Consider the following 13030-nt stretch of genomic DNA (forward strand, 5'->3'; position numbering starts at 1 on the left):
CGCCAGCTATACCGCGCCGTGTAATAACACCATGCTCAACCTGGTGATTATTTGTGGGGCGGTTGTCTATCTGACGGTGGTTCTGGACGTATTTGGTCTGCTGCCAACGTTTCACTAGCGCAGGAGGCATTATGTTTATGACATTGCTACGATTTCAGCATCCACTGGTCTACCGTTTTGCGTGGCTTCGTCTGTGGGTCAGGGTGTTAAGGGCGTGCGGGCTGCGCAAGTGAAAGGGAGCTAGTTGCCGGATGCGGCGCTTGCGCCTTATCCGGCCGACAAATGAGCGTGAAACGCAGGCCTGATAAGCGAATCGCCATCAGGCATTACACGCGGAAGTAGCGTGGTGGGATCAACGCAGAAAAGGCGTCGAACTTCTTCACCATCTTTTTCCAGAACAACATAACAACAATCCTCGATTTGAAACATCGGCGCTATTTTAGTCAGCGCCGACAAATCGTAAAGCCTGTCACCTCGTTCCGATCCCGGGGCGGTGTAAACCTTTATGGTCACCGCTTCGTCAAATACGATTGCCGCGAATTTGGCGGGGTTGACAACGGGTTACGCCATAAACCAGTAATAAAAGAGACCGACTTTCAGGCCGAGGATCACAATGTAGGCGCAGCAGTATTTCATGGTGCCAGACATTATCTGGTTGGCCTGACCGTCCATTTTGGTAGCCGAAACTGCGATGGCGATGCTCTGTGGTGAAATCATTTTTCCGCCCGTTGCGCCGGAGGTGTTGGCCGCCGCCAGCCAGTTGGGATCGATATGCAGCTTACTGGCGGCAATGGTTTGCAGTTTACCGAACAGAATGTTCGAGTTGGTATCGCTGCCGGTGACAAATGTACCCAGCGCGCCAATCACCGGGGCGAGGAAGACGTATGAGCTGCCGGTCAAATCAACAATCGACTGGGCCAGCGTGGAGATAATCCCACTGAGATCCATCACCGTGGCCAGCGCGACGATCGCCATAATCGCCACAATGGAATTTTTAAGCTGGAAAATAGTTTTGATAAACACTTCCAGCATCCCACGTGTCGATGCTCCCTGAATAAAACCGCCGATAATGGTCGCAAAGATGATCAGCATCCCCGGCGTGGTCACCCATTCAACTTTCAGCGCCAGCGTTTTGCCGTCGGCGAGCGTGAAATGCAGTACCGAGGCCAGTTGGGACGCCGCAGCTTTTATCGTCGGGAACAGCGGCGAACACAGCAGGATAAAGACAAAAATAAACAGATAGATAGAGCCCACGCGGAACAACACTTTTGCGGAGCGCGGCGTGGTTTCGCGGGTATGGCTGACCTCAATGCGCCATTCGGGATCGGTTTTCCCTTTGCGCAGGCGGCTGACCATCGCGACGGCAAGCAGGCTGACCAGGCTCCCGGCAAAGGCGGGCAATTCCGCGCCAAGATGGATAGCGACAAAATATTGCGGAACCAGCGTGGTGATGCCACACATCAGTGTGATCAGAAATACGCCGCGAATGGCTTTCAGGCCACCGCCAATTATGCAGACAATGACAAACGGCAGCAGGATATTAAACAGCGCCAGCTGCAAAATAATGGTTCCGCCTAAGGTATAAACCGGCAGATTAACCTGTTCCGCCAGAATAGAAACCGGGATCCCGACCGCGCCGAATGCGGTGGGAACGGTATTTGCCACCAGAGAGGCGATCGCCGCCTTCAGCGGGTTGAATCCGAGCGCAATAAGAATGCCGATCGGGATGGCGACCGCCGTGCCATAACCTGCCGCGGCTTCAAGAAATCCGCCAAAGCACCATGAAATCAGCAGCACCTGAATACGCTTATCTTCGCTAATGCTGGCGAGAATGTCGCGCAGAATATCCAGCGCTTTGGTCGCCTGCATGACGTTATAACTGAAGATAGCGCCGAGGATCACAATCACGATCGGCCATAATCCCTTCAGTGCGCCATAGCCTATCGCGGCTTTCAAATTCTGTACGGGCATTTCCCAGAATAGTGCCGATAGCGCGGCGGTGAATACTAAAGAGATTAGCACAGAATAATGGATGGGCATTTTCAATTTTAATATTAAAAATACCATCAGTAGTAACGGAGAGAGTGCCAGGGCAAACATAAAATATTCTTTCATTGCTATTCCCGATTGGTTCATTAAACCTGATTTATATTTATGGCGGGGAGGGTACCTTGCTGAATTAATAAAAGCTGTAAACTGAATCGCTTCAGTGGATAAAGTAATTATGATTTGTGGTTTTGTAACTATTGTAATTTTTTAATTAAGAATTAGCGCCGTGTAAATATACTTAAGATCAAGCTTAATACCCATAAGTAGTTATTTAACAACCTCTTTGATAATGGTAGTGACGAGAATAGTTATCTCCTGAAACTATTGTTAAGGTGTTAATAATGCTGTGATTTTAAATATAAAAATGTGAGCGATGCCGAAATAAATAAACCTGGGTATTGCATGTCCGAGTCGATTAGGGGATTATTTTGTTTTGTCATACAAATGAAAATGCAGACATTTGCGATTGTCCTGATATAAGAAATGGAGAGTCGCCATCAAAGGAAAACGATCTGAGCATCATTATGAACCCAGGCATTAGTAAAACGAGCAAACCGAAAAACTGGGTGTGAAAGACGATTGAACCTTTGCTTGATATAGCAATATCAAGCGCAATAAACAGAAATGAAGCAATGGAGTAGTTATTGTGAATGTAAATTTCTTTGTTACCTGCATTGGTGACGCACTGAAATCACGGATGGCACGAGACTCCGTATTGCTGCTGGAAAAACTGGGTTGTCGCGTGAATTTCCCCGAGAAGCAAGGGTGTTGCGGTCAGCCAGCCATCAACAGCGGTTACATCAAAGAAGCGATCCCCGGGATGAAAAACCTGATCGCCGCGCTGGAAGATAACGACGATCCGATTATCTCTCCGGCAGGCTCCTGCACCTATGCGGTAAAAAGCTACCCGACCTATCTGGCCGATGAACCTGAGTGGGCGATCCGTGCTGAGAACGTTGCCGCGCGTATGCAGGATCTTACCTCTTTTATCGTCAACAAACTCGGCGTGGTGGATGTCGGCGCCAGTCTGCAGGGCCGCGCCGTATATCACCCCTCCTGTAGCCTGACCCGCAAGCTGGGTGTGAAGGAAGAGCCGCTCACATTGTTGAAAAACGTGCGCGGGCTGGAACTGCTGACGTTTGCCGATCAGGACACCTGCTGCGGCTTTGGCGGGACGTTCTCGGTCAAGATGGCTGAAATATCCGGCGAGATGGTGAAAGAGAAAGTTTTCCACCTGATGGATGCGAAGCCGGAATATTTGATTGGCGCAGACGTCAGTTGCCTGCTGAACATTGGCGGTCGACTGCAACGGGAAGGTCAGCCGGTCAAAGTGATGCATATTGCTGAAGTGCTGATGAGCCGCTGAGGGGAAATAAATGTCGATAAAAACCAGCGATGTAGAATTTAAACTGCGCATTCGTCAGCAGATTGAAGACCCGATCATGCGCAAAGCCGTGGCCAATGCGCAGGAGCGTATCGGCGCGAATCGACAGAAAATGGTCGATGAGTTAGGCCACTGGGAAGACTGGCGCGATCGTGCCAGCCAGATCCGCGATCACGTTCTGAGCAATCTCGATGCTTACTTGTATCAACTCTCCGAGAAAGTGACGCAAAACGGCGGGCACGTCTATTTCGCCAAAACCAAAGAAGAGGCCACCCGCTACATTCTGCAGGTCGCGCAGAATAAAAATGCGAAGAAAGTGGTGAAGTCCAAGTCGATGGTGACCGAAGAGATCGGCGTCAACCATGTACTACAGGATGCCGGAATTCAGGTGATCGAAACCGATCTCGGCGAGTACATCCTGCAATTGGATCAGGATCCGCCTTCGCACGTAGTGGTCCCAGCTATTCATAAAGATCGCTATCAGATCCGCCGTGTGCTGCACGAACGTCTGGGCTACGACGGCCCGGAAACACCGGAAGCCATGACCTTGTTCATTCGCCAGAAGATCCGCGAGGATTTCCTGAGTGCCGAAATCGGCATTACCGGCTGCAACTTTGCCGTGGCGGAAACCGGCTCGGTGTGTCTGGTGACCAACGAAGGTAACGCGCGCATGTGCACCACGCTGCCGAAAACGCACATTGCGGTAATGGGTATGGAGCGTATCGCACCGACGTTTGCCGATGTGGATGTGCTGATCACTATGCTGGCGCGCAGCGCCGTGGGCGCACGCCTGACGGGCTACAACACCTGGCTGACCGGCCCGCGTGAGGCGGATAACGTTGACGGACCGGAAGAATTTCATCTGGTGATTGTCGATAACGGGCGCTCGCAGGTGCTGGGTTCAGAGTTTCGTGATGTGCTGCGCTGTATCCGCTGCGGGGCCTGTATGAACACCTGTCCGGCGTATCGTCATATCGGCGGGCACGGCTATGGCTCTATCTATCCAGGCCCCATCGGCGCGGTGATCTCTCCGCTGCTCGGCGGCTATAAAGATTTTAAAGACCTGCCGTATGCCTGTTCACTGTGCACGGCCTGTGACAGCGTCTGTCCGGTGCGGATCCCTCTGTCAAAACTGATCCTGCGTCATCGCCGGGTGATGGCCGAGGAGGGCATTACCCCGAAAGCCGAGCGACGGGCGATCAAAATGTTCGCTTATGCCAACAGCCATCCAGGGCTGTGGAAGGTCGGCATGATGGCCGGGGCCCACGCGGCAAGCTGGTTTATCAATGGCGGTAAAACGCCGCTTAAGGTTGGCGCGATTGGTGACTGGATGGAGGCGCGCGATCTGCCTGATGCTGACGGCGAGAGTTTCCGCAGCTGGTTTAAGAAACATCAGGCGCAGGAGAAAAAAAATGGATAACCGTACCGCATTTTTAAACACCGTCGCCCAGGCGCTGGGTCGCCCGCTGCGTTTCGAGCCACAAGCGGATGCCGCGCCGGTTAACAACTATGCCAACGAGCGCCTGACCGAACTGAGCCCCGAGCAGCGCTGCGAGGCGTTTATCCAGTTTGCCAGCGAGGTGATGCTGGCCCGCTGCGAACTGACCCGCGAGGATCAGGCGGCAGACGCGGCGCTCCGTCTGTGTGAGGAGCTGGGGTCGCAACCGGTGGTACTGAGCGGCGACAGTCGGCTGGTGGAACTGGGCATTACCGAACGCTTACAGCAGGCATGCAACGCCGTGGTCTGGGACCCGGCGCGCGGTAGCGAAAATATTGCCCAGGCCGAGCAGGCTAAAGTCGGCGTGGTCTATGCCGAGTATGGCCTGACTGAGTCCGGCGGCGTGGTGCTGTTTTCTGCGCCGGAGCGTGGGCGTTCCCTGAGCCTGTTGCCGGAGTCATCGATTTTCGTGCTGCGTAAAAGCACCATCCTGCCACGCGTGGCGCAACTGGCAGAAAAACTGCATCAGAAAGCGCAGGCCGGTGAGCGTATGCCGTCGTGCATTAACATTATCAGTGGACCCAGTTCGACAGCGGATATTGAGCTTATCAAGGTGGTTGGGGTGCATGGCCCGGTGAAGGCGGTGTATCTGATTATTGAGGATTGCTAAGACGGGATGGAAAACCGCTCTGGCGCGACTGGCCAGAGCGGGACAGACGTTATGCAATCATGCTGATGATCAACACGATTATCAGGCCCACCACGGAGTTCACCAGTTCCAGCAGACCCCAGGTTTTCAGCGTATCCTTCACCGACAGGTCAAAGTAGCCTTTGAACAGCCAGAACGAGGCATCGTTGATGTGGGTCAGTGTGTTGGAGCCTGCCGCCGTTGCCAGCACCAGTAGCGCCGGATCGACGCCCACCAGTTGACCGGTTGCCGGGTCGAGGATGGCTGCGCTGATAATTCCCGCCGCCGTCATGGCTGAGACCACGCCCTGGCCGGTTGCCAGACGAATCAGCACGGTTATCAACCACGCCATGATGTACGGAGAAATATTGCCGTGCGACATCAGCATACCGATGGTGTCGCCAATGCCGGTATCGATGATGGTCTGCTTCAGTACGCCGCCCGCGCCGATGATCAGGATCACCATAGCGATACTTTTCACCGCGTTTTCAAAGGCGTTCATGACCCATTGCATATCGTGACCACGCGCGGTACCAAACAGCACGAAGGCAACAATCATGGCGATGAACATCGCAATCGGTGAAGAGCCGAGGAAGTTGACCACTTCCCACGCTTGTGTCCCTTTTACCAGCCAGATATTGGCGATGGTGGTGGAGATCATGATGATCGCCGGGATCAGCGGCACCAGAATAGACACGCCAAATGACGGTAGATTGTTCTGGTCAACCGGGACGTCGGCTTTCATGAATGAAGGCGTCGGGCGATCGAGGTTGCCGAGAAACTTCGGCAGGATAAGCCCGGCGCAGATCACGCTCGGAATGGTCACCAGAATACCGTAGATGTAGACCATGCCCATGTCAGCTCCGTAGGCGTTAACCAGCGCCACCGGGCCAGGCTGCGGTGGGAACAGGGAGTGAGCGGTGGTGGCGGCGGCAACGGCGGGAATCGCCAACTTGAGGAAGGGGATCTTCGCTTCTGCAGCAATAACGATCACCAGCGGCGCCAGCATAATAAACGCCACTTCATAGAACATCGCCAGGCCGAAGATCAGACCAATAATGATCACCGACAGCTGCACATAGCGCAGGCCGAGGCGCGCCAGTAGCGTATGGGCAATCTGATGCGCCGCCCCGGAATCAACCATCAGCTTACCTATGACCGCCCCGAATACCACGATAATCGCCAGCTCTCCCAGCGTACTGCCGAAACCGGATTTCATGGTGTGCAGCAGCTCCATTAAATCCATACCCGCCAGCATACCGACCGAGAGCGCCGCCAGCAGCAGGGCGACCATCGAGTTTATTTTGAATCTTAGATTAAGTACCAGCATCAGACCGATGCCGAATACGACCCACAGAATATTGAGAACGTGCATAAAACGTCTACCTTCTTTTGGTTGAACCATTATGATTTTGGTTGAGATGTTACATATATTGGTTAACCATTGATGCGATAGATGTCACATTGCGTTACATGTTTACATATTTACCGTGTGTTTTTGCGGCATACATAGGATCTCAACGCCTTTCATTGTGATTTGGTTAACCAATTTTGGCGTTTAGGTTGACATGTAATACCAAAAGGAGGAATTTATGCGCCATATCGTCGAGTCCATAACGTAAACGAGGAATAAAACATGGAACAGACATGGCGCTGGTATGGCCCTAACGATCCGGTCACCTTAGCGGATGTGCGTCAGGCGGGTGCCACGGGCGTTGTCACCGCCTTGCACCATATCCCGAACGGGGAAGTGTGGACGGTTGATGAAATCCTAAAGCGCAAAGCGATTGTTGAGCAGGCGGGCCTGGTCTGGTCGGTCGTCGAAAGTGTGCCGATCCACGAAGACATTAAAACCCGTTCTGGCAACTATCAGCAGTGGATCGCCAATTACCAGCAGAGCCTGCGTAACCTGGCCCAGTGCGGCATTCGTACGGTGTGCTACAACTTTATGCCGGTTCTCGACTGGACCCGTACCGATCTGGAATACGTCCTGCCGGACGGCTCCAAAGCGTTGCGTTTTGACCAGATTGAATTTGCCGCCTTTGAGTTGCATATCCTCAAACGCCCGGGCGCGGAAGCGGACTACACTGCCGAAGAAATTGTTCAGGCGAATGAACGCTTCACCACCATGAGCGATGAAGACAAAGCGCGTCTGACCCGCAATATCATCGCCGGTCTGCCTGGCGCGGAAGAAGGCTATACCCTCGATCAGTTCCGTCAGCACCTTGAGCGTTACAAAGATATCGATAAAGCTGCGCTGCGCGAGAATTTTGCCGTCTTCCTGAAAGCGATCATTCCGGTGGCAGAAGAAGTGGGTGTGCGTATGGCGGTCCATCCCGACGATCCGCCGCGCCCGATCCTCGGCCTGCCGCGTATTGTTTCCACCGTGGAAGATATGCAGTGGATGGTAGATACGGTCAGCAGCATGGCGAACGGTTTTACCATGTGCACTGGCTCCTACGGTGTCCGTGCGGACAACGATCTGGTTGACATGATCAAACAGTTTGGTCCGCGCATTTACTTCACCCATCTGCGCTCCACGCTACGTGAAGATAACCCGAAAACTTTCCATGAAGCGGCGCATCTTAACGGCGACGTTGACATGTACGAAGTGGTGAAAGCGATCGTCGAAGAAGAGCAACGTCGTAAAGCTGAGGGTAAAGAGGATCTGATCCCCATGCGGCCGGATCATGGTCACCAGATGCTTGACGATCTGAAAAAGAAAACCAACCCTGGCTACTCCGCGATTGGTCGCCTGAAGGGGCTGGCGGAAGTACGCGGTGTTGAAATGGCTATCCAGCGCGCTTTCTTCAGCCGTTAAAGCAGATTTGCCGGTCACCTGTCTGGCCGGCTTTTTCCTTTTCTCTTCCGTTGGTATTCCAACGGCTTCTGGAGTTCACGATGACAACGACAATTGCCAGTAGCAACCTGCCGGTTGCGCGTCCGGCCTGGGACAGTTCTCGCCTGCAATCCCGTATTGTTCACTTGGGATGCGGTGCTTTTCACCGCGCGCATCAGGCGCTGTACACCCACCATCTCTTAGAAACCACCGACAGCGATTGGGGTATCTGTGAAGTTAACCTGATGCCGGGTAACGACTGCGTACTGATTGAAAATCTGCGCAAGCAGCAACTGCTGTATACCGTGGCGGAAAAGGGCGCGGACAACACCGTGCTGAAAGTGATTGGCTCGATGAAAGAAGCGCTGCACCCGGATCTTGACGGTTGCGACGGCATTTTACAGGCCATGGCGCGCCCGCAGACGGCGATTGTCTCGCTGACGGTCACGGAAAAAGGGTACTGCACCGACGCTGCCAGCGGCCAGTTAGATCTCAATAACCCACTGATTAAGCACGATCTGGCGAACCCAACCGCGCCGAAATCGGCGATTGGGTACATCGTACAGGCGTTGCATCTGCGTCGTGAGCAGGGGCTGGCGGCCTTTACCGTGATGTCCTGCGATAACGTGCGTGAAAATGGTCATGTGGCGAAAGTCGCGGTGCTGGGCCTGGCGCAGGCGCGCGACCCGCAGTTAGCGGAGTGGATTGCAGCTAACGCCACCTTCCCATGCACCATGGTAGACCGCATTGTGCCGGCAGCGACGCCAGAAACGTTGCAGGAAATTGCCGACCAGCTGGGCGTTTACGATCCGTGTGCTATCGCCTGTGAGCCGTTCCGTCAGTGGGTGATTGAAGACAATTTCGTCAACGGTCGTCCGGACTGGGATAAAGTCGGCGCGCAATTCGTTGCCGATGTGGTGCCGTTTGAAATGATGAAATTGCGCATGCTTAACGGTAGCCACTCTTTCCTCGCGTATCTGGGCTATCTTGGCGGGTATGAAACTATCGCCGATACCATGACGAATCCCGCGTATCGCAAAGCGGCGTTTGCACTGATGATGCAGGAACAGGCGCCGACGCTGGCGATGCCGGAAGGTACCGATCTCAACGCCTACGCGACGCTGCTGATCGAACGTTTTAGCAACCCGTCTCTGCGCCACCGCACCTGGCAGATTGCGATGGATGGCAGCCAGAAACTGCCGCAGCGCCTGCTGGATCCGGTACGTATGCATTTGCAAAACGGCAGCGACTGGCGTCACCTGGCGCTTGGCGTCGCGGGCTGGATGCGTTATACCCACGGCGTGGATGAGCAGGGGCAGGCCATTGATGTTGTTGACCCAATGCTGGCTGAATTCCAGCGTATTAACCAACAATACCAGGGGGCTGAACGCGTGACGGCGCTGCTGGGGCTGAGCGGTATTTTTGGCCATGATTTAGCGGAAAACGCCGACTTTGTTGAGACGGTTATCGCCATCTATCAACAACTGTGCGAGCTGGGCGCGCGTGAGTGTGTTGCCGCGCTAAGCGCTGACGCTTAATTCCCCGAACTATGACGGGTCAATCAAAATACTGATTTGGTTGACCCGTTTTCTGTTTTTGACTTGCCGCAAATGCTATAGTTCGATACCTATTCACCGTATCTGATTACACGCTTCTGACGGACATAACACGATGAAATCGAACACTTCTCAACAAAGACCCTACCAGGAAGTGGGTGCCATGATCCGCGATCTGATTGTCCAGACGCCGTACCAGCCCGGTGAGCGTTTGCCCCCGGAGCGTGAAATTGCTGAGATGCTCAATGTCACTCGCACGGTGGTACGCGAAGCATTAATCATGCTGGAAATTAAAGGACTGGTGGACGTACGTCGCGGTGCCGGAATCTACGTGCTCGACAGTGCGGATGCGCAGAGTATCGACAGTACCGATGCAAATCACTGCAACGATGCCGGTCCGTTTGAACTGCTGCAGGCACGCCAGTTGCTGGAAAGCAACATCGCTGAATTTGCCGCGCTGCAGGCCACTCGCGAAGATATCGTGAAAATGCGTCAGGCGTTGCAACTGGAAGAGCGTGAGCTGGCCTCCAGCGAACCGAATGGATCCGAAAGCGGTGACATGCAGTTTCATCTGGCGATTGCTGAAGCCACGCATAACAGCATGCTGGTGGAGCTATTTCGCCAGTCATGGCAGTGGCGTGAGAACAACCCGATGTGGATCCAACTTCATAGCCACCTCGATGATACTCATTACCGTAAAGAGTGGATGGTCGACCACAAGCAGATCCTGGCGGCGTTAATTAAAAAGGACGCCCGCGCGGCCAAGCTGGCAATGTGGCAGCATCTGGAAAACGTCAAACAACGGCTGTTGGAATTTTCAAATGTCGATGATATCGACTTTGATGGCTATCTGTTCGAGTCCTGGCCGCTGGATAAAGTTAACGCCTGATTTTCCTTCTTCAGCCACACGGGCAGCTTCGATCCGTGTGGTACTTTCCCTCGTGATTATTCCCATTTTATCGTGCTGAATTGGACATAAAAAATTCTGTCTGACACCTCAGCCGAGATTTTTTCGTCGTCTTTACACCACGTAAATTGATTTATATCAATTAAAAATAACTTAATTTTGCATGCGAAAAAATGGGTTATTTACCTTATTTTTACCTTTTCGTGCGTATTTTTAGACAAAACAGGTCAGCATTAAGTGAGAATCAAAGTGATTCCGGTAGTGGTTTGGATAGAACCGCTTTGCATAACAGTACATAAAAACAAGCAGTTCGCATAAAAGTAGACATTAATAACGGCATGTAACTTATTGGCTGTAATGATGTTTTGATTAAGTGCAATTGTTCTTGTCAATGCTTTAAGCGTTTTTAATCAAATGAATAAAAATGAATATATGTAAAGTTAAAATTACACATTATTCTATAAACAAGTTATCTTTCACTTGAAATATCGTTCCATTTTCCTGCTATTTATTAACAGTTTTATTACGATTGTGAATGTTTTTTACCGTTGACATGTTTTTACACTGACTGCATATTTCATCGCCATAAGCGTCTTATTGCGTTCAGGAGATGATGACGATGCCTTCTCGAGATTATCCAGATATCCGAAAAGCCAGGGGTACCCGATCTAAAGATATGGTTCTTTTAAGTGCCCGTGTTGATAATTCTCTGTGGGAATATGTCCGAACGCTGGCATTTGAAACGCGAAAAAGTAAACAAGACATTATCGCTGAGGCGTTAATGCTACATCGCTCTATTAACCAGGGCGAGAATCAAGAGTAAACCTGGCTGACCTTATTCCGGATTTTGAATGAAATCTGAGTAGTGAATTATTTATTGCCACTTCATTATTGCCTTTATTGGTGTGTTATTGATTTCTCCCCTTGGTATTCAGGGGGCTTTTTTATGAGGACTTTCTGCCTTCATAACAAAGTTGATAGCAAAATTCACAATTAAAAGTGAGTAAAAATATGAAAAAGTCAGCAGTGGTATTAGCAGTGATGGCATTAGGCATCACTACCGCTCATGCAGCGGAAATTTATAATAAAGATGGCAACAAACTTGATTTGTACGGCAAAGTGAAAGCGGTCCACTCCTGGACTGACGGCACCGATGCTGACGGCACCTACGCACGTCTGGGTTTTCGCGGTGAGACTCAAATCAACGATCAACTGACTGGCTATGGTCAGTTTGAAAGTCAGTTTGATGCCGCTAAAGCAGAAGGTTCTCAGAATGGTGTTAATACACGTCTGGCGTTTGCTGGTCTGGATTATGGCCATGACGTTAGCTTTGACTACGGTCGTAACTACGGTATCGCTTACGACGTGGGAGCTTACACTGACACTCTTTCAGAGTTCGGCGGTGACTCCTATGAAAATACTGACCGCTTCCTTACTACACGCACTTCTGGCGTTGCAACACTCCGCACCAAAAATCTGTTTGGTGCCGTTGATGGCCTGAGCCTGGGCGCGCAATATCAGGGTCAGGATGATACCGATAAGGATCCGACGAAACAGCACGGCAATGGCTACGGCTTCTCCCTGGGCTACGACAATATCGCCGATTCCGGCGTGTCTGCGATTGCGGCCTACACCACCAGTTCCGTGACTGCTCAGCAGAAACAGAATGGTTGGGATGGCGAAAACGCAGAATTCTGGGGCGCTGGCCTGAAGTATGATGCTAACGCCATCTATGTAGCGACGATGTACGGTGAGTCCCACAACCTGATTCAGGATGCGGACAAAGCTAAGCACTTTGAAGCGATGGCTGCGTATGTGTTTGATTTTGGTCTGCGTCCGAATGTGGCCTACGTCCATACGCGTGACAACAACAATAATGACCTGACCGAATATGTGGCGCTGGGTACGGACTACTACTTCAACAAAAATATGGTTGCTGATGTAGGTTATAAAATTAACCTGCTTGATGGTGCTGACGGTGACAACCAGGTTGTTGCGGGTCTGACCTATCAGTTCTAATTTGTTGTGATAATATGTAAAAGGCGTCTTTTGTAAGACGCCTTTTTTACATCTACCTGCTTTTAAAGGAGCAAGTTAAACCGATCAGGATTAGTAACCCGCGTGATTTTTTTAAACCAGGATATATGTGTTATATGAAGACGGTGGTGA

The 13030-nt window shown here is 51.8% G+C and carries 10 protein-coding genes; 8 read left to right on the forward strand and 2 right to left on the reverse strand.

Annotation, left to right across the window (positions count from 1 at the left end; all coding sequences use genetic code 11):
• Window positions 1-561: 561 nt before the first annotated feature.
• The gene (locus FDX14_RS24400; protein ID WP_137350408.1) at window positions 562-2115 is read right to left on the reverse strand and encodes an L-lactate permease; all 1554 of its coding nucleotides are present in this window, start codon (window positions 2113-2115) and stop codon (window positions 562-564) included.
• 580 nt (window positions 2116-2695) lie between these two features.
• Between FDX14_RS24400 and FDX14_RS24405 the strand changes: the two genes are divergently transcribed.
• The 3 genes from FDX14_RS24405 to FDX14_RS24415 are packed head-to-tail and all read left to right on the forward strand — an operon-like array spanning window position 2696 to window position 5541.
• Window positions 2696-3415, forward strand: a complete 720-nt coding sequence (locus FDX14_RS24405) for a (Fe-S)-binding protein (RefSeq protein WP_137350409.1) — start codon at window positions 2696-2698, stop codon at window positions 3413-3415.
• Window positions 3416-3425: 10 nt separating this feature from the next.
• A complete protein-coding gene (locus FDX14_RS24410) occupies window positions 3426-4853 on the forward strand; it encodes a LutB/LldF family L-lactate oxidation iron-sulfur protein (protein WP_079225573.1) in 1428 nt (475 codons plus the stop codon).
• On the forward strand, window positions 4846-5541 hold the full coding sequence (locus FDX14_RS24415; RefSeq protein WP_137350410.1) for a LutC/YkgG family protein: 696 nt from the start codon (window positions 4846-4848) through the stop codon (window positions 5539-5541). The genes FDX14_RS24410 and FDX14_RS24415 overlap by 8 nt, the downstream gene beginning before the upstream one ends.
• A 49-nt stretch (window positions 5542-5590) precedes the next feature.
• Here FDX14_RS24415 and gntP read toward each other — a convergent pair whose 3' ends face one another.
• Window positions 5591-6934, reverse strand: coding sequence for a gluconate permease GntP (gene gntP / locus FDX14_RS24420; RefSeq protein WP_038636883.1), 1344 nt, complete (start codon window positions 6932-6934; stop codon window positions 5591-5593).
• 261 nt (window positions 6935-7195) lie between these two features.
• On the opposite strand from gntP, the gene uxuA reads away from it, so the two are divergent.
• The 5 genes from uxuA (at window position 7196) to FDX14_RS24445 (ending at window position 12880) form a co-directional block, all read left to right on the forward strand.
• Window positions 7196-8380 (forward strand): mannonate dehydratase, encoded by a 1185-nt coding sequence (gene uxuA, locus FDX14_RS24425; RefSeq protein WP_137350411.1) that lies wholly within the window; start codon window positions 7196-7198, stop codon window positions 8378-8380.
• Between the two features lie 80 nt (window positions 8381-8460).
• Complete coding sequence (locus FDX14_RS24430) at window positions 8461-9936, forward strand: fructuronate reductase (RefSeq protein ID WP_042312613.1); 1476 nt, start codon at window positions 8461-8463, stop codon at window positions 9934-9936.
• A gap of 133 nt (window positions 9937-10069) precedes the next feature.
• Window positions 10070-10843 carry a Uxu operon transcriptional regulator gene (gene uxuR, locus FDX14_RS24435; protein ID WP_061382826.1) on the forward strand — a complete coding sequence of 258 codons (774 nt, stop codon included), beginning with the start codon at window positions 10070-10072 and terminating at the stop codon, window positions 10841-10843.
• Window positions 10844-11480: 637 nt separating this feature from the next.
• On the forward strand, window positions 11481-11684 hold the full coding sequence (locus FDX14_RS24440; RefSeq protein WP_042312608.1) for a hypothetical protein: 204 nt from the start codon (window positions 11481-11483) through the stop codon (window positions 11682-11684).
• Between the two features lie 188 nt (window positions 11685-11872).
• A complete protein-coding gene (locus FDX14_RS24445) occupies window positions 11873-12880 on the forward strand; it encodes a porin (RefSeq protein ID WP_061382827.1) in 1008 nt (335 codons plus the stop codon).
• Window positions 12881-13030: the final 150 nt, after the last annotated feature.

The organism is Citrobacter sp. wls710, from assembly GCF_005281115.1.
Lineage (GTDB): Bacteria > Pseudomonadota > Gammaproteobacteria > Enterobacterales > Enterobacteriaceae > Citrobacter > Citrobacter werkmanii.